Source organism: Streptomyces sp. NPDC057854 (assembly GCF_042797055.1).
GTDB lineage: Bacteria > Actinomycetota > Actinomycetes > Streptomycetales > Streptomycetaceae > Streptomyces.
The window spans coordinates 234,895-251,384 of the sequence record NZ_JBHVMF010000009.1; the positions used below are offsets into that span (position 1 = coordinate 234,895).

Genomic DNA, 16,490 nt, shown 5'->3' on the forward strand with positions numbered 1-16,490 from the left:
CAGGAGGTCACGAGTGGGGCGGGAACGCCTGGCGATCCGCGTACCGGTCGGCGAGGGCTCCGCCCGGTGGGCGAGCCGTGCCGTGGAACGCCGGGTCCTGCTGGTGGTCCACAACGTCACCTCGGCCGGGCGGCTGCTGGACCTGGTCCCGCTGTTCCACGACGACTTCCGCGTCCAGCTCCTCGTGACGTGCACGGGCTCCTCCCCCTTCCAGGGCGGCGTCCGCGAACTCCTCGACGCGCTGCAACTGCCCGAACTGCCGTGGGAGCAGGCGCTCGCGACCCCGGTGGACCTGGCGATCTCGGCCAGCTTCGGCGGCGAACTCGACCTGATCCAGGGGAAGTTGAGCGTGGTCTCGCACGGTGTCGGCTACACGAAAAAGCTTGGTAAGCAGGAGGACGGGAGCCGGGAGCCGACGTTCGGGTTGTCGGCGGAGTGGTTGCTGGGGGCGGACGGGCGGCCGTTCGCCGACGGGCTCATGCTGTCCCACCCCGAGCAGCTGGAGCGCCTGGCCCGGGCGTGCGCCGAGGCGGTGCCCGCGGCCGTGCTCGCCGGCGACCCCTGCTTCGACCGCATGCTCGCCGCGCGCCCGTACCGGGAGCGCTACCGGCGGGCGCTGGGCCTGCGCCGCGGGCAGCGGCTCGTCGTCCTCAACTCGACCTGGAACCCTGAGGGGTTGTTCGGGACCGAGGGCGACGGCACGGACGTCCTGCCCGCGCTCCTCCCCCGGCTCGCCGCCGAACTCCCCGCCGACGACTACCGCCTGGCCGCCGTGCTGCACCCCAACATCTGGTACGGGCACGGCCCCGGTCAGATCCGGGCGTGGCTCGACCGCGCCCGCCGCGGCGGCCTGACCCTCGTCGACCCGGTGCACGCGTGGCGGCAGGCCCTGCTCGCCGCCGACCTCGTCCTGGGCGACTTCGGCGCCGTGTCGTACTACGCCGCCGCCCTGGGCACCCCCGTCCTGCTGGCCGCCGACGGGAAGGGCGTCCTCGACGCCGAGGCGCCGCTCGCGGACTTCGTTCGGCGCGCGCCCCGGCTCGACCCGTACGCCGCCCTCCTCCCCCAGGTGCGGCGGGCGATCGGCGGCCACCGCCCGGATCCCGCGCTCGCCGGGTTCGTGACCTCCGAACCGGGCCGTTCGGCCGCGCTGCTCCGCCGGCACTTCTACGCGTTGCTGGACCTGCCCGAGCCGCCGGGCCCCGCGTCGCTCGAACCGCTCCCGCTGCCCCCGTACGCGCCAGCGAGGGCGACGGCCCCGCTGCACGTACGGACCCGCGTGGAGGGGACGGACATCGCGCTCGAACGGTCCGCGGGTCATCCTCCGGACGCCGCCGGTGAGGCGCATCTGGCGGTGCACGAGGAGACGCGGCACGCCGCCGACCTCGACGTGGCCGACGTGATCCTGCGCGACGGACGCGCGGACGACCCGCGGCTGGGCGGCCCCGGGGCGTGGACGGACGAGGTGCTGCGGCTGCACCCCCAGTGCTGGACCGCCGTCTACGTGACGGGCCCGCACACGTGCGTCGTCCGCGGCCGGAAGCACGGCACGGCGTTCCGGCTCACCGCCGACCCCGCCGCCGGCGCGGACGCGGACCCGGCGGCGTACGCCTCGGCCCTGCACGCCTGGTGGGCGTACGGCGGCACGGTCCCGGCCCGCGGCGTGGTCCTCCGGTTGCACACGGCCGGCGGGGCGCACCCGTTCCGCGTGGAACCGGACGCCTGAAAAGCCCACTCGATCGAAACCCTCAGCTGCCGGAGGGCGGATACGGGGCTTCCTTGAGGCGGCGGGCGAGGTGGGCGGTGTTCACGGCGAGGGTCCTCGTGGTCGCGGCGGTCTTCTCCGGGGTCGTGTCGAGGTCCTGGTAGTCGGTGCCCTGCATCGCCTCGCCGACCCAGTAGGTGACGGCGTTCGGGGCGAGGGAGAAGCCGACGTCGTTCAGGCCCTGGAAGAGTTCGGCGCTGACGTGGTGGGCGCCGTCCTCGTTGCCGACGACGCACACGGCGGCCACCTTGCCGTAGGTGAGCATCCGCCCCTCGTCGTCGCTCTCGGAGAGTTCGGCGTCGAGGCGTTCCAGAACGCGCTGGGCGAGGCTGGAGGGGTGGCCGAGCCAGATGGGCGTGGCGAGGACGAGGATGTCGCTGTCCAGGATCGTGTCCCGGATCCCGGGCCAGGCGTCGCCGTCTCCCATGTCGACCTCGACGCCCGGTTTGACGTCGTGGTCGGCGATGCGGATCACCTTTCCCGTCACTCCGTGCTCCGCCAGGGCCTCCAGGGTCTGCTCCGCCAGCAACTGGGAACTGGACGGCTTCGGCGACGGCGCGAGCGTGCAGACGAGCGCTACGGCGCGCAACGGCGTCCCTTCGGAGGCGGCGGAAGCGGCGGAGGCGGTGGTGGTGTGCGGGGTGGTGGTCGTGGTGTCCATGGGCTCCGGCTACCCGATCGGCCAGGCCGTATCCGTCCCGCCGCACACCCGGTCCCGGCGCGCGCCCGGTCCGGCTGGGCACCCTGTCCCGCTGGGCACGCGGCGGAGCGGAGGGCGGCTACTCCTCCCCCGACCCGGGTTCGGCCATCCGGCGGTGCCCCTCGGCCTTGAGCCCGTCGGGCAGCACCTTCACGGCCATCCCCTGCGCCCGCGTCTTCAGCGATCCGGCGACGACCTTGTCCTCGCCCGCGAACAGCGCGTCGAGCCCCTGGGCGGCCACCTGGACCGGGTCGTCCTTCGCGCCCCGCCCCACCTTGGTGTCGAGCATGTCGGCGCGGCGGAAGAAGTCGGTGTCGGTCGGGCCGGGCATGAGGGCGGTCACGGTCACCGGGGTGTCCTTGAGCTCGTGCTGCACCGCTTGCGCGAAGGACTGGAGGAACGACTTCGACGCGTTGTACACGGCCTGGTACGTGCCCGGCATGGTGGAGGCCAGCGACGACGTGATCAGCATGCGTCCCCCGCCGGCCGCGGTCATCGTCCGGAGCAGCCGTTTCGCCAGGTGCACCGTGGACCGCACGTTGAGGTCGATGATCTCGAACTCGTCCTCCAGGTCGATGTCCAGGAACGCGCCCCCTCGGCCGACGCCCGCGTTGAGCGCGGCGACGGCCACCGGCCGCCCCGCGGACACGACCGTCTCCACGAGGCGCTCCGCCTCGTCGTAGTGGCGCACGTCGGCCGGCACCGGGTGCACGACGGCTCCGGTCTGCCGGGTGACGGCGTCGGCGGCGGCCCGCAGCCGCGCGGCGTCGGCGGAGTTCACGATCAGGTCGAAGCCGCGCTCGCCGAGCTGCCGGGCGAGTTCGAACCCGATGCCGCTCGACGCGCCGGTCACGACCGCGAGCTCTCTTCTCTCGTCCATGCCCGGCGGCTACCCCGCCGCGCCGCCTCCTACCGTGGCCGCGCGGCCGCCTCGCAGCGCCGGCGGAGCCGGGCGAGGTACGCGCGGTGCGGCGCGGCGTCGGCGGGCAGCAGCGCTTCGGCCTCGGTGATCGCCGCCAGGGCCGCCGTCTCGTCGCCGGCCTCGTGCAGGGTCTCCGCGAGGTCGGTGAGGGCGCGGGCCTGGTTGTACGCCTCCGGGGGCGCGCCGGTCCGTCCGGCGAAGAAGTCCACGGCGTTGCTCAGGCGCCGGCGGGACTCGTCCAGCCTGCCCATGCCCCGCAGCGCCCTCCCCCGGTGCCGCTCGATCAGGGCCAGGGCCCTGGGGAGGTCGGCCGCGCCCTCCTGGCCCGGCCGGATCCTCCGGTAGACGGTCTCGGCCTCCGCGAACCGCTCGTACGCCTCCTCGTACGCCCGGCGGTTCAGGCTCAGCAGGCCCAGCAGTTCGACCGCCGACGCCTCGCCGCGCAGGTGGCCGGCGGCCCGCTCGTAGGTGACCGCGGCGCGGGCGGCCCGGGCGGCCTGCTCGGGGCGGCCGGTCTCGCCGAGGCAGTGGGCCAGCTGGAAGTGGAGGGCCGCCGCCGTCCGCTCGTCCGCGCGGTTCTCCTCGGCGCAGCGCGCCGCGTCCCGCAGGGCGGGAAGCACCTCGTCCCAGTACCCCGCCTTCAGCTGCAGCGGCCACAGCGAACGGGCCAGCCACAGGGCCGTGCCGGTACGCCGGTGCTCCTCGGCGACGACGACAGCCCGGGCGACGTTGGCGACCTCCTCGGCCAGGACCGCGATGCCGTCCGCGACCTCGGCGACGCCGTCCTGGTACGCGGGCGGCAGCTCGGTGCGCCAGCTCTGCGGCAGCGCCGCGCGGGAAGCGTGCAGCACCCGCCGGAGCAGGGCGTCGAGCGTCCGGCCGACGGCTTCCGCGCACGCGTCGAGGCCGTACGCGGCGGCCGCGGTCTCGGCCAGGTGGCGCCGGATCTCGGGCCGGAAGCGGTACCGGCCGTCGGGCAGGGCGTCCAGGAGCCCGACCCGTACGGCGTCGTCGAGGAGCCGGGCCGCCGTCGCCTCGTCCCCGTCCGCCGCGGCTGCCGCGAGCAGCGGGCTGACGGAAGGCCAGCCGCCGAGCGCCACGAGCCGGCACAGGCGCAGCGCGTCCGGGCCGAGGTGCTGCGAGGCCAGGTGGACGGCCGTGCGCACGGGAGGCTCCGACGGCGCCGGGGTCACGGTCCCGGCGGCGGGCCGGGATGCGTCGCCTGCCGGCTCGCCCAGTGTGAGCAGCCGCGCCTCCGCGTGGAGGGCGAAGGCGTTGCCCTGGCAGCGTGCGAGCAGTCCGGGCAGGTGCGCCTTGACGCGCGCCGCGTGCTCGGGCCCGGCGACCTTCCGGACGAGCCGCTTCGCGTGCCGGTCGCTGAGCGGCGGTACGGCGACGCGCTCGGCCTCCAGCAGCAGCGGCGGCCCCGAGACGACGACCAGCAGGAGGACGTCGGGCGTCGCGGGGACGAGCCCGCGGACCTGCGCCAGCGAGGTGGTGTGGTCGATGACGACGAGGGCCCTGCGGTCGGCGGTGAGCTGCCGGTAGAGCCGTGCGCGGCCGGCCTCGGTGGCCGGGATGTGGTCGGCGTCCACGTCCATCTCGCGCAGCAGCCGCAGCAGGACCCCCGCCGCGTCCGGTCCGGTCTCGCCGGGGGCGTCGCGCAGGTCGACGTAGTACCGCCCGTCGGGGAACCGCTCGCGGGCCTCCGCCGCCAGCCGCAGCGCGACCGAGGTGGAGCCGCTGCCCGCGGGTCCCGACAGCAGCACGACCCGGGGCCGACCGTCCCAGGGGCGTTCGGCCTCCCGCGTCAGCTGCTTGAGCACCTTCTCCTGGTTGGTGAACGCCCACGGGGCCGGCGGCATCGCGCCCTGCGACGGCTCGGGGGCGCCGTCCGGCGCGCTCTCCAGCATCAGCGCCCATTCCCCGGCCCGCCGCGGATCGCCGCTCAGGCGCGCGTGGACACGTCCGGCCAGGGCCCGGCGCTCGTCCGCGGCGGCCGGCAGCGGGGTCTCGCGGCCCAGCGTGCGGCGCACCAGGGCGCCGGCCGACAGGGTCAGGTTCTTGCCGATCTCCCCGGCGGCGCCGTTTCCGACCCCCAGCAGGAACGTGGTCAGCGCACTGAGCGCCACGACCTCCAACACGTCGGCCCCTCCCCCTGATCACCGGCCTGCTCCCGCCGGACTGTACCGCCGCGTCTCGCGATCACGGAAACGCCCGCGCCCCGGTAACTGCCCTTCCTGGCGCGATACATGTGCGCGCCCGGCACTCTGTCACCTCGGCGCGGGGCGCATCGCCTCCCGGAGCCGTGGACTCACCACGGTGCCGGTCGGATGGAGTTGCCCGCACCCGAGACAGGCGCCGCGCAACTGCCCTACGGTAGAGGATCGTTGAACGATTCTACCGACTGAGCAAGCCCTGACAGACGACACGCACCCGCACCCGAACCCGCACCCGCACCCGCCGAGGAGGAGCACCATGGTGACGACGACGCTGGAAGGTTCACCGGGACCCGGTCCCTGGTATCTGTGGCTCGCCGCGCCGCTCGTCGCCGCCGCGCTGGGAGCCGGCTTCGCCGCACTGGGCCGGCGCGGCGCCTTCGTGAAGTCGGTCCTCGGGACGCTGGCGCTGTTCGGCCTGGCGGTGTGGCTGGACGCGGGAACGGCGCCGGCGCTCTGGACCGTGCTGTACGCGGCCTGGGCGGGACTCCTGGCGTGGGCCCTGATACGCGCGCTGCGCCGCCCCTCCCCCACCGGCTTCACCCCGCCCCTGCCCCAGGAACGCCGGCGGGCCCTGGTCGCCGCCGGCCTGGGCCTCGCCCTCGCCGTCGGCGGCCTCGCCGGTCTGCGGTTCGCCGCCGACACGCGGCTGGCGGAGGGGGACGCGGCGCAGCTCGCCGGGGACTGCGCCACCGCGCTGGAGCGCTACGCCGGCGTCGAGGGCGCACTGAACGAGTACACCCTCGGTGCGGCGCCGGTCGCCGCCCGCACCGGCAGGTCCGCCTGCGTCCAGACGCTGCTGGCCGAGCGCGCCGACGGGACGGGCGACCACGAGGGGGCGGAGAGCGCGTACCGGCGTGCCACCGTCGCCTTCACGGCGCGCTTCGGCACGGGTGCGCCCCGGCTCGCCGCCCTGCGCCTGGCGCACGGGGACGCGATGGTCACGGCCGACCGCCGGCGGCTCGCGGCCGCCGACCCGGGCGCGGTGGGCCGCCCCTGGTTCGACGCCGAGGCCGTCACGACGTACCGGTCGATCGTCCGGGACACCCCGCACACGCCCGAGGCCGCCCTCGTGCCGGCGCGGATCGACACGCTGTACGCGCAGATCACCGGCGACGCCGCGAAGCGGCCGTGCGTCGGCCTGGGCCGGCTCCTCGGACTCGCCACCCTCGACGGGGCGAAGGAACCGGGTGCCGAGCCCGTCACCGCCAAGGCCCGCGCCGCGCTCCCGGAAGTCCGCTACGCCTGCGGCGCGTCGCAGTACCGCGAGAAGCGCTATCGCGAGGCGCGCGCCACGCTCAAGGAGGTGACCACGGGGCCGTACGCCAAGAAGGCCGCGGACCTGCTGATCGCCGTGGACGTCGCCGACGCCGCGCAGGGCATCGCGGGCGCCCTCCCGCCGCCGGCCACCGAGGGCCCCGCCCCCGCCGGCACCACCGAACTGGTCGTCGCGAACGATTCCACCAAGGCCTTGGAGGTCCTGTACGCGGGCCCGGAGAACGGCACCGCCGAGATCGAGGCGTGCGTGACGTGCACGACCCGCCGCACCCTGCCCACCAGCCACCTGGGCGGCCGGTACGACACCTGCTCGTCCTCCGCGAGGACGGTCACGCTCCGCCTCAAGCCCGGCACGTACGACCTCGTGGTGCGCGGCGCGGGCTCCACCGACGTCCGCCCCTACACCGGCAGGTGGTCCCTGAAGCCGGGCACCGCGTATTCCAGTTGCTTCTACATCAGTTCCGGTCTGTACTGACGCGTTGCATGACGCCGGCGAGCGAGGGGAAGAGCATGGCTCTGGCGGAACGTCCGTCCCGTGCGTGGGAGATCGCGGACCTGGTGCGGGACAGGCTGTTCGTCCTGCCGAATCCGCTCGCCGCATGGGACAGCGACCCGTTCTGGGTGTCGGTCTGGGACTCCGACCCGGACCGGGTGCGGGTCTCGCTGAACGTCCCCCGGGAAAGCGCCGCACACTACGTCCAGTTGATCGTCTCCACGCAGGTGACGGCCGATCCTCCCGGGCTCCAGGCCGACCGCATCGTCGCCGCCCTCCGGGCCCCGCACCCCCTGGACGGCGCCGTCGTCTGTGGCGGCTATCCTGCGTGCGCCGCGTCGTACGGCTACGCCTGGCCGCCGTCGCTGGACGAAGCGCCGCTCGACCTCCCGGAGTAGCCTCCGCGTCCCCGCCGTGCGCCTACCAAGCCCCTTGCCCGAGCCACCCGGTGGCGGTGACGACCTCGCGCGCGATGTCGTCCACGGTGCGGCCGTCGGTCGCCACCCACACCGTGTCCGGGGGCGCCTGGTCGTCGAGGATCCGCGCCTTGCGGGCGCTGCTCTCCCATTCCTGCTCCAGCTCCGAACCCCGTTCCCGGGCGGTCAGCCGCTCGCGGGCGGTGGCGTCGGAGGCCGTGAGCACCACCCGTACGATCCTGACGTCCGCGCCCATGGCACGCCGGAACGTGGCCTCGCTCTCCGGCAGAACGCTCACGGTCTGCGTGTAGACGAGGCGGCGGTACCCGAGCGCGGCGTAGTTCGACCAGAGCGCCGTCAGATTGCGCTCGGCGATCTTCCTGCGGCGCGGGTCCCCTTCCGGGGCGGGGTGGGCCTGGCCCATGAAGTCGCCCTCGATCACGCAGTGGGCGACCGCCGCGGCGCGCAGGCGGGCTGAGACCTCCCATCCCATCGTCGTCTTGCCGACTCCGGCACGCCCTCCGATGAGCAGCACCTCGGCGTGGTCCTTCACCGCGCCCTCCCCCTCCGTCACCTCGTCCCCGCCCGTCAGGCCGTGGCGGAGAGCAGGTCCACCACGAAGACCAGCGTGGAGTGCGCCGGGATCAGTGACGACGGCGACTGCTTGCCGTAGCCGAGGCGCGGGGGTACGACGATCTCGCGCCGGCCGCCGACCCTCATGCCCCGGATGCCCCGGTCGAAGCCCTTGACGGCCCGGCCGCCGCCGAGGGCGAACTTGAACGGCTCGTCGCGGTCCCAGGAGGAGTCGAACTCCTTGCCGGAGGCGAAGGTGACGCCGACGTAGTGCACCCGGACCACCATGCCGGTCTTCGCCTCCGCGCCGTCGCCGACGACCAGGTCCCGGACGGTCAGCTCGGTCGGAGCGTCGCCCTCCGGGACGTCGACCTCGGGCTTCACCGGTTCGCTCATCGCGCCTCATCACTCTCGGCCGGACGCCCCCGCGAGGGCCGTCCGGGTCCATGGACCGTCCATGTCTCTCGGCAGACGATCACGCTAGCGGGGACCGGGCGCTCCTGCGCGGCGGGGGGCCGCTGGACGGTGATCCCCGCGTTCGTGGGCCTCCAGCCACCTGCGCGCCCGCGGGTCCGCGCCCGCGCCGCACGCCTCGCACCGCATTCCGGCCCGCCGGGTGATCATCGGGCGGAGCCGTTCCCAGTCCCGGGGGCTCACGCAGAAGCGGACGTTGGTGAACCAGCAACCGGCCGGCACCAGGTCGACGAACAGTACGCGCCCCGCCCGGGCAGGGAGAGGTCCCGCAGGGGTCTGGCAGGAAACCTTCCCGACCCACTAGCATCCCCGCAGCGGCTCGGCGCGGCGGCCCCACGGGAGGACGTGACGCGCTCAGCGAGAGCTCTGACCCGGCCGCCGCGCACCGCCCCGCTCGTCCGTGGCGTGGTGCGCGTGCCGGTGTCCAGCTCTCAACGCCCCAGGCCAGGGAGCCCAGGCATGCGTCCGTTCGCATCCGTCCCCATCCGCCGCACCATGATTCCGCACTCCTCTTCCCTCCTCCTCGCCGTCGTGCTGCTGCTCGTCGGCGGGCTCGCCCTCGGTCTGCCCGACCGGGCCGGCGCCGGTGTCGCCGCCGACTCGCTGATCTCGCAGGGCCGTCCGGCCACCTCGTCCTCCGTCGAGGACGGCACGTTCGGGCCGGAGAAGGCGTTCGACGGCGTCGCGACCACCCGCTGGGCGAGTGCCGAGGGCGTCGACCCGCAGTGGATCCGGGTCGACCTCGGGCCGTCCGCGACCGTCTCGCGCGTCAAGCTCGTGTGGGAGGCCGCCTACGCGAAGGCGTACCGCGTCGAGATCTCGTCCGACGGCACGACGTGGACCCGCCTCGCCACCGAGACCGCCGGGAACGGCGGCACGGACGACTGGACCGGCCTGACCGGAACCGGCCGCTACCTGCGCGTGTACGGAACCGTCCGGGGCACCCCGTACGGCTACTCGCTGTACGCGGTGGAGGTCTACGGCACCGCCGCCACCACGCCCCCGCCCGCCGGCGCGTTCACGGTCGTCGCGGCCGGGGACATCGCCGCCCAGTGCACGGCGTCCAGCAGCTCCTGCGCGCACCCGAAGACGGCGGCGCTGGCGCAGCGGATCGCACCGTCCTTCTACCTCACGATGGGCGACAACCAGTACGACGACGCCCTGCTCTCCGACTTCCGCGCCTACTACGACAAGTCGTGGGGCGCGTTCAAGGCGCAGACCCGGCCGGTGCCGGGCAATCACGAGACGTACGACCCGGCGGGGTCGCTCGCCGGCTACAAGGCGTACTTCGGGGCGATCGCGTACCCGCAGGGCAAGCCGTACTACACCTACGACCACGGCAACTGGCACTTCGTCGCCCTCGACTCCAACGCCTTCGACGACCCGGCGCAGATCCAGTGGCTGAAGGACGACCTCGCCCGGAACACCAAGCGGTGCGTGGCCGCCTACTTCCACCACCCGCTGTACTCGTCCGGCGGCCACGGCAACGACCCGGTGTCCCGCCCGGTGTGGAGGATCCTGTACGCCGCGAAGGCCGACCTGGTCCTCAATGGCCACGACCACCACTACGAGCGGTTCGCCCCGCAGGACCCGGACGGGCGGGCCGCGGCCGACGGCATCGTCGAGATCGTCGGCGGCATGGGCGGTGCCGAGCCGTACGACATCGAGACCGTCCAGCCGAACAGCCAGAAGCGGATCAGCGGCACGTACGGCGTCCTGAAGCTGGACCTCACCGACACCACGTACACCTGGCAGTACGTCGGCACCGACGGCCAGGTGAAGGACTCCGCCCCGACCTACTCCTGCCACTGATGTACGTCGCGACCACCGGTCGCCCGGACGCGCCGCCCGACTCCCCGGGGGTCCGGCGGCGCGTCCCCGGCACCGTCCTCGCGCTCGGCACGGTCAGCCTGGTCACCGACGTCTCCTCCGAGATGGTGACGGCCGTCCTGCCGCTCTACCTGGTCCTCGGACTCGGTCTGTCCCCCCTCCAGTTCGGCCTGCTCGACGGTCTGTCGACCGGCGCGACCGCGCTCGTGCGGCTGCTGGGCGGCGCCGCCGCCGACCGCGGCGGGCGGCACAAGACGGTCGGCGGGTTCGGCTACGCGCTCTCCGCCCTGTCCCGGCTCGTTCTGCTCGCCGCGGGCGGCGCGACGGGCTGGATCGCGGCCGCCATCGGCGCCGACCGGATCGGCAAGGGCGTGCGCACCGCGCCGCGCGACGCGCTCATCACCCTGCACAGTCCGCCCGGGGAGCTGGGGCGCGCGTTCGGCACGCACCGCGCGATGGACACCACCGGGGCGCTGCTGGGGCCGCTGGCGGCGTTCGTGCTGCTGTGGGTGACGGCCGACGCGTACGACGCCGTCTTCGCGGTCAGTTTCTGCGTGGGGGCGTTCGGGGTGGTGCTGTGGGTGCTGTGCGTGCCCGGCCGCCGCCGCAGCGCCGCCACCACCTGCGCCGGCGGGCCGGTCGGTCCGGCGGCGCGGCGCGTGCGGGGCCGGCTCCTCGCCGGGCCGCGCTCGCGCGGGTACCGGCGGATCGTGCTGTGCACGGCGCTGCTCGGGGCGGCCACGATCGGCGACTCGTTCCTCTACCTGCTGCTCCAGCGGCGGCTGTCCTTCGACGCCACCTGGTTCCCGTTCCTGCCGCTGGGCGCCGCCTGCGTGTTCCTGCTCCTGGCCGTCCCGGCGGGCCGGCTCGCCGACCGGTTCGGCCGGAAGCGGCCCCTGCTGTACGGGCACGGGGCACTGTTCGGCGCGTACGGGCTGCTGCTGACGCCGCTGCCTGACGGGGTCGTGCTGGTCGGCGTGCTCGCGCTGCTGGGGATGTTCTACGCGGCGACCGACGGCGTGCTGATGGCCCTGACCGGCCCCTACCTGGCCGAGGGGCGGCAGGCGGGCGGGCTCGCGCTCGTCCAGACCGCGCAGGCGCTCGCCCGGTTCGGCGCGGCGGTCGCGTTCGGCGCCCTGTGGACGGTGACCGGCCCGGAGACCGCGCTCGCCGCCGCCCTCGTGGCCCTCGCCGCCGCCGTCGGCTGCTGCGCCCGTCTGCTCCCGCGGGACGACAGCGGCCCCGCCCGGCCGCACGCCGCCGAACCGTCCGGCTCCGGCGCCCCGGAGCCCTCCGCGCCGCACGCCCCCGACGCCTCCGAGAGGACCCCCTGACCCATGCCCGCCCTGACCGCCGCCTCCACCCGTACCCGCGTCTGGATCATCGTCCTCGCGCTGCTGCTGCTCGGCGGCGGAGCGACCGCCTACACCCTGCGGGCCGCCGCGGACCGTGGCGCCGCCGCGGGCTCCGGCGGCGCCGACGCCGGTTTCACCCTCGCCGGCGCGGACGGCGGCGCGCTGTACGTGCGGGACACCGCGACCGGGCGCGTCGCCCGCGTGGACGGCTCCGCACCGGGCGGCCGGGTGGCGGGCGGGCCCGTGTGCGACCGGTTCCACGCGGCCGGGGGCACCGCGCTGTGCCTGCGCCGCCGTGCGGGTGTCCCCGCCCGCTCGTACGTCATCGTGCTCGACCGCCGGCTGCGCGAGGTGCGCCGGATGAGCCTGCCGGGCATCCCGAGCCGGGCCCGGGTCTCGGCGTCCGGGAAGGTGCTCGCGTGGACCATGTTCACGACCGGCGACTCGTACGCGCGCTCCTCCTTCTCCACCCGCACGTCCCTCCTCGACCTGCGCACCGGCTACCTGGTGAAGAACATGGAGCAGATCCCGCTGACCCTCGGCGGGCGCCGCCACCACGCGCCCGACGTCAACTACTGGGGCGTCAGCTTCGCGGCGGACGACAACCGCTTCTACGCCACGGTGTCCACGAACGGCCGCACCCACCTCGTCGAGGGCGACCTGGCCGCCTGGTCGGCCCGGGCGCTCCGCGAGAACGTCGAGTGCCCGTCGCTCTCCCCCGACGGCACCCGGCTCGCGTTCAAGAAGCGCGTCTCCGCCGGCCCGCGCGAGCCATGGCGGCTGTACGTGTACGACCTGGCCACCGGCCGCGAGCACCCGGTCGCCGAACGGCGCGGCATCGACGACCAGGCCCTGTGGACGGATCACAGCACTCTGGCGTACGGGCACGGCGGCGGCGTCTGGTCGGCACCCGCCGACGGGACGGGCGCGCCCCGGCTCCTCGCCGACCGGGCCTCCTCGCCCGCGGGCGGTGCGGCGGCGCGGGTCCCGCGCCGCTGAACCTCACTGGGCCGGGTCCGGCTCCGGCCCGGTGACGCCGGGGTGGTGGGCGGGGACGAAGGGGGCGGTCAGGTGCGGGGTCGCCAGGTGGAGGGTGTCGGCGGTCCGGCCGCGGAGCAGCCGTTCGCGCGAGGCGCGTGCCTGGACGGGGTCCGTCTCGTGGGCGTAGGCGAGGGCGGGGTGCAGCAGTTGAAGGGCGTGCACGAGCACGTCGCCGGTGACGGCGAGCTGTTCGCGCCCGGAGGTGACGAGCAGGCTCTGGTGTCCGGGCGTGTGGCCGGGCGTGGCGATCACCCGCTCGCCGCCGCGGAGGGAGGTGTCGCCGTCGAGGAGGCGGAGCTGCCCGGTGGCGCGGAGCGGGTCGATCAGGCGCGACCGCAGCTGCGGGTTGACGGTGTCGAGTGCGTCGAACTCGGCTTCCTGGAGCAGGTATCGCGCGTTCGGGAAGTACGGCCGGGCGTGCTCGCCGGCGCCGACGACCGCCCAGCCGACGTGGTCGGTGTGCAGATGGGTGAGCACCACGGTGTCCACGTCGGCGGGATCGATGCCCGCGGCGGCGAGCGAGTCCGGGAGCACCCCGGGGACGGGCGCCCAGGAGGCCGCCGGGCCGTCGGCGGGTCCGATCCCCGCGTCGACCAGCGTCACGCCCCGCTCGCCGCGGACGGCGAAGGCGCGGAACCGGAGCCACCAGCGGCCGTCGGCGGTGACCGCTCCGGGGTCGAACCGGTCGGCTGCCGCCCACTGGTCGTCCGTGGCGTCGGGGAACGCCTCGGACCGGGCGGAGAAGAAGGGGCCCTCGCCGTCGGGGAGGGCGGTGACGGTGAAGGGGCCTATGCGGCGGGAGGGAAGCATGCCGGGGATCCTGCCACGCTCGTCATCCGGCCGCCCCGGGGGTTCCGGTGGTTCCGGTGATCCCGGCGGGGCTGAAGGCGTCGAGGGACTCGGGGACGGTCTGGCCTCCGTCCACGGTGAGCGTCTGGCCGGTGATGAACGCCGCCTCGTCGGAGGCGAGGAAGGCGACGGCGTGCGCGATGTCGGCGGTCTCCCCGATCCGGCCCAGCGGGATCGAGGCCGTCATCCTGCGCACGTACTCCTCGCCCAGTGCGGTCAGGCCCTCGGTGCGGATGTTGCCGGGGAGGACGGCGTTGACCGTGATGCCCAGCGGCGCCAGTTCGAGGGCGGCGCCGCGCAGGAAGCCGAGCTGCCCCGCCTTGCTGGCCCCGTAGTGTGACCAGCCGGTGTAGCCCGTGGTGGGGCCGGTGATGGAGGAGGTCAGGACGACGCGGCCGCGGCCGGCGCGTTCCATCGCGGGGAGACAGGCGCGGACCGCGAGGATGGAGCCGCGGAGGTTGACGGCGAGGACGTCGTCGATGTCGGCGGCGGTCATCTCGCGCAGCGGCTTCTCGGGGAAGACGCCGGCGTTCGCGCACAGGACGTCGAGGTGGCCGTGGCGTCGTTCGGCCTCGGCCGCCAGCTCCTCGACGGCGTCCGCGTCCCGCAGGTCGAGGCCCAGCCCGGTGACGCGCCCGCCGGTGGCCCGGCCGATGTCGGCGGCGACGGCGCGGGCGGTGGCCTCGTCCCGGCCGGTGAGCACGACCGCCGCGCCGTGCCGGGCGAACAGTTCGGCGATCCCGCGTCCGATGCCGCGGGTTCCGCCCGTCACGACGACGGACCGCTCCTGCCAGGGGGTGGTGGTCATGGCTGCTCGTTCACCTCGTCGCGCACCGGCCGTCGCCGCGGCCGGGCCGGCCGCGGCCGCTCACCGTACCGGAGGTGGATCCCGGCCGGTCCCCGGTTCACCCGATCGGGCAACTCCCCGCCCCGGGACGGCAGAAGAGCGAGCAGGCCGGCGTCCGGTGCGGGCCGCGAGCGCGTCGCGGTGCCGCGGCCGTGGTCCGTCAGGTCGTGCCGGTGCGGCAGGTGGTGCGGGGCGCCTCGTCGACGTGGAGGGTGAAGACGTCAGGGCGGGCGTAGTGGCCGGTGATGTCGAGGTCGAAGCGTGCGCGGGCGAGGTCGTCGAGGTCGAGGTCCGCGGTCAGGATGCCCTCGCCGTCGCGCAGCGGCCCGGCGAGGACGTCGCCGAGCGGGGAGACGATGACGGAGCCGCCGCCGATGAGCACGGTGTCGGGCGCGTCGCCCTGGACGGGGTGGAGGTCGTCCGGAAGGGCGTCCCGGCGCAGGTACTGGCAGGCGCTGAGCACGAAGCACCGTCCCTCCAGGGCGATGTGACGCATCGTGGCCTGCCAGGCGTCACGGTCGTCGACGGTCGGCGCGCACCACAGGTCGACGCCCTTGGCGTACATCGTGGTGCGCAGCAGCGGCATGTAGTTCTCCCAGCAGATGGCCGCGCCGAGGCGGGCGGTGCCGGTGTCGACGACGGGGAGGGTGGAGCCGTCGCCCTGGCCCCAGAGGTAGCGTTCGGCGGCGGTGGGCACGAGCTTGCGGTGCAGGCCGAGGTAGCCGCCGGGGCCGAAGAAGAGCGCGACGCAGTAGAGGGTGCCGCCGCGCCGCTCGACGGCGCCGACGACGGCGTGGACGCCGAGTTCCCGGGTGACGTCGGCCAGGGCCTCGGTCTCCGGTCCCGGGACCTCGACGGCGGCGGCGTGGTAGCGCCGGAAGAGGTCGCGCCCGGCCGGGCTGCGGCTGCCGACGGTGATCCCGAAGTCCAGCCCCTTCGGGTATCCCCCGAGGAACGCCTCCGGCAGCACGACCACGGCCGCTCCCCGCGCGTGCGCCTCGCGGATGAGCTCGCCGGCCCGGGCCACCGCGCGGGGCGTGTCGAAGAGCGGGGCGGCGGCCTGGACGACGGCGACGGTCACGGTGCGGCCGGACTCGGCGGGACCGGCGGGGATGTCGGTACGGGAGGTCGAGGTCATGCCCCGACGCTAGCCGAGAGCCACGCGGCGTCGGCAGCCACGGCCACGGCCACGACCGGGACCACGGCGTCAGACGCGGCGGGATCCGGCGGCCCGGTACAGGGCGGCGTAGGGGTCGGGCTCGCCCGTGAACGGATCGAGCCCGGCCGCGGTCCGTCGCTCCTGCTCCCGCCAGCTGACGAAGGTGCCCGTCCGCTTCCAGAGCGACGCGTCACCGAGCGGGCAGTCGTCGAATCGGCCCAGCATCATCCGGGTGAGGAACTGGACCATGGTGCAGTCGAACAGCGCCCACGGCGCCTCGCCCCAGTCGTGGTGGCGGCGCCAGGCGATGACGGGCCAGCGGTCGGGATCGGGGTCGTTCATGAGCCAGCCCAGCTCGTTGGCGTTCATACCGGTCCCCCAGGGCAGGACGGCGTCGGCGCCCGACGTCACGCCCGGGACTCCTCCGCTCCCCTCCCACAGTTCCCGCAGTCCGGCCGTCCGCGCCCCGATGTGGCAGGCGCCCCACCCCGTACGTGTCCAGCAGCGCCTCGTAGTCGCCGGGCAGCCGCACGCCGAGCGCGGCCTCGGCGGCGGCCCAGTCGATCCGC

General features: G+C 75.0%; 15 protein-coding genes. 6 read left to right on the forward strand and 9 right to left on the reverse strand.

The genetic code is table 11. The features are described from left to right. Positions 1–13 precede the first annotated feature (13 nt). Positions 14–1,726, forward strand: a complete 1,713-nt coding sequence (locus tag ACFVQZ_RS15990) for a hypothetical protein (protein ID WP_383622876.1) — start codon at positions 14–16, stop codon at positions 1,724–1,726. A gap of 22 nt (positions 1,727–1,748) precedes the next feature. Here ACFVQZ_RS15990 and ACFVQZ_RS15995 read toward each other — a convergent pair whose 3' ends face one another. From ACFVQZ_RS15995 to ACFVQZ_RS16005, 3 genes are all read right to left on the reverse strand, one after another. Next, positions 1,749–2,354, reverse strand: a complete 606-nt coding sequence (locus ACFVQZ_RS15995; RefSeq protein ID WP_030496094.1) for a flavodoxin family protein — start codon at positions 2,352–2,354, stop codon at positions 1,749–1,751. Positions 2,355–2,544: 190 nt separating this feature from the next. Then, on the reverse strand, positions 2,545–3,345 hold the full coding sequence (locus ACFVQZ_RS16000; protein ID WP_030496093.1) for an SDR family NAD(P)-dependent oxidoreductase: 801 nt from the start codon (positions 3,343–3,345) through the stop codon (positions 2,545–2,547). Between the two features lie 29 nt (positions 3,346–3,374). Then, the gene (locus ACFVQZ_RS16005) at positions 3,375–5,531 is read right to left on the reverse strand and encodes an ATP-binding protein (RefSeq protein ID WP_383622880.1); all 2,157 of its coding nucleotides are present in this window, start codon (positions 5,529–5,531) and stop codon (positions 3,375–3,377) included. A gap of 334 nt (positions 5,532–5,865) precedes the next feature. Between ACFVQZ_RS16005 and ACFVQZ_RS16010 the strand changes: the two genes are divergently transcribed. Both ACFVQZ_RS16010 and ACFVQZ_RS16015 read left to right on the forward strand, forming a co-directional pair. Beyond that, positions 5,866–7,359 carry a hypothetical protein gene (locus tag ACFVQZ_RS16010; protein ID WP_383622883.1) on the forward strand — a complete coding sequence of 498 codons (1,494 nt, stop codon included), beginning with the start codon at positions 5,866–5,868 and terminating at the stop codon, positions 7,357–7,359. 35 nt (positions 7,360–7,394) lie between these two features. Continuing rightward, entirely contained in the window at positions 7,395–7,775 is a 381-nt protein-coding gene (locus ACFVQZ_RS16015; protein WP_030496090.1) for a hypothetical protein, read from the forward strand. Positions 7,776–7,797: 22 nt separating this feature from the next. Here the strand turns inward: ACFVQZ_RS16015 and ACFVQZ_RS16020 are convergent, their stop codons facing one another. Both ACFVQZ_RS16020 and ACFVQZ_RS16025 read right to left on the reverse strand, forming a co-directional pair. Further along, a complete protein-coding gene (locus tag ACFVQZ_RS16020) occupies positions 7,798–8,346 on the reverse strand; it encodes an AAA family ATPase (protein WP_383622887.1) in 549 nt (182 codons plus the stop codon). Between the two features lie 35 nt (positions 8,347–8,381). Then, positions 8,382–8,762: an FKBP-type peptidyl-prolyl cis-trans isomerase gene (locus ACFVQZ_RS16025; RefSeq protein WP_030496088.1), complete on the reverse strand. Its 381-nt coding sequence runs from the start codon at positions 8,760–8,762 to the stop codon at positions 8,382–8,384. 537 nt (positions 8,763–9,299) lie between these two features. Here ACFVQZ_RS16025 and ACFVQZ_RS16030 point away from each other — a divergent pair. Genes ACFVQZ_RS16030 through ACFVQZ_RS16040 form a run of 3 tightly spaced genes read left to right on the forward strand, consistent with a single transcriptional unit; the run spans position 9,300 to position 13,024 of the window. After that, complete coding sequence (locus tag ACFVQZ_RS16030) at positions 9,300–10,652, forward strand: discoidin domain-containing protein (protein ID WP_383622890.1); 1,353 nt, start codon at positions 9,300–9,302, stop codon at positions 10,650–10,652. After that, positions 10,652–12,004 carry an MFS transporter gene (locus ACFVQZ_RS16035; protein ID WP_030496086.1) on the forward strand — a complete coding sequence of 451 codons (1,353 nt, stop codon included), beginning with the start codon at positions 10,652–10,654 and terminating at the stop codon, positions 12,002–12,004. Before ACFVQZ_RS16030 ends, ACFVQZ_RS16035 begins: the two co-directional genes overlap by 1 nt. 3 nt (positions 12,005–12,007) lie before the next feature. Continuing rightward, positions 12,008–13,024 (forward strand): hypothetical protein, encoded by a 1,017-nt coding sequence (locus ACFVQZ_RS16040; RefSeq protein ID WP_383622895.1) that lies wholly within the window; start codon positions 12,008–12,010, stop codon positions 13,022–13,024. Positions 13,025–13,027: 3 nt separating this feature from the next. On the opposite strand, the gene ACFVQZ_RS16045 is transcribed toward ACFVQZ_RS16040, so the two are convergent. The 4 genes from ACFVQZ_RS16045 to ACFVQZ_RS16060 form a co-directional block, all read right to left on the reverse strand. Further along, positions 13,028–13,876, reverse strand: a complete 849-nt coding sequence (locus tag ACFVQZ_RS16045) for an MBL fold metallo-hydrolase (protein WP_383622897.1) — start codon at positions 13,874–13,876, stop codon at positions 13,028–13,030. 22 nt (positions 13,877–13,898) lie between these two features. Further along, positions 13,899–14,723, reverse strand: a complete 825-nt coding sequence (gene fabG, locus ACFVQZ_RS16050; RefSeq protein ID WP_383622900.1) for a 3-oxoacyl-ACP reductase FabG — start codon at positions 14,721–14,723, stop codon at positions 13,899–13,901. A gap of 199 nt (positions 14,724–14,922) precedes the next feature. Next, positions 14,923–15,900, reverse strand: coding sequence for a nitrilase-related carbon-nitrogen hydrolase (locus ACFVQZ_RS16055; protein WP_383622903.1), 978 nt, complete (start codon positions 15,898–15,900; stop codon positions 14,923–14,925). 69 nt (positions 15,901–15,969) lie between these two features. After that, positions 15,970–16,332, reverse strand: a complete 363-nt coding sequence (locus tag ACFVQZ_RS16060) for a hypothetical protein (RefSeq protein WP_383622906.1) — start codon at positions 16,330–16,332, stop codon at positions 15,970–15,972. Between the last annotated feature and the right edge of the window lie 158 nt (positions 16,333–16,490).

What these genes read in the sequence shown, in the direction of transcription:
- ACFVQZ_RS16055 (WP_383622903.1), bottom strand. Translation starts at nt 15,900, where the DNA reads ATGACCTCGACCTCCCGTACCGACATCCCCGCCGGTCCCGCCGAGTCC.
- ACFVQZ_RS16035 (WP_030496086.1), top strand. Translation starts at nt 10,652, where the DNA reads ATGTACGTCGCGACCACCGGTCGCCCGGACGCGCCGCCCGACTCCCCG.
- ACFVQZ_RS16040 (WP_383622895.1), top strand. Translation starts at nt 12,008, where the DNA reads ATGCCCGCCCTGACCGCCGCCTCCACCCGTACCCGCGTCTGGATCATC.
- ACFVQZ_RS16010 (WP_383622883.1), top strand. Translation starts at nt 5,866, where the DNA reads ATGGTGACGACGACGCTGGAAGGTTCACCGGGACCCGGTCCCTGGTAT.
- ACFVQZ_RS16025 (WP_030496088.1), bottom strand. Translation starts at nt 8,762, where the DNA reads ATGAGCGAACCGGTGAAGCCCGAGGTCGACGTCCCGGAGGGCGACGCT.
- fabG (WP_383622900.1), bottom strand. Translation starts at nt 14,723, where the DNA reads ATGACCACCACCCCCTGGCAGGAGCGGTCCGTCGTCGTGACGGGCGGA.
- ACFVQZ_RS16000 (WP_030496093.1), bottom strand. Translation starts at nt 3,345, where the DNA reads ATGGACGAGAGAAGAGAGCTCGCGGTCGTGACCGGCGCGTCGAGCGGC.
- ACFVQZ_RS16015 (WP_030496090.1), top strand. Translation starts at nt 7,395, where the DNA reads ATGGCTCTGGCGGAACGTCCGTCCCGTGCGTGGGAGATCGCGGACCTG.
- ACFVQZ_RS16030 (WP_383622890.1), top strand. Translation starts at nt 9,300, where the DNA reads ATGCGTCCGTTCGCATCCGTCCCCATCCGCCGCACCATGATTCCGCAC.
- ACFVQZ_RS16045 (WP_383622897.1), bottom strand. Translation starts at nt 13,876, where the DNA reads ATGCTTCCCTCCCGCCGCATAGGCCCCTTCACCGTCACCGCCCTCCCC.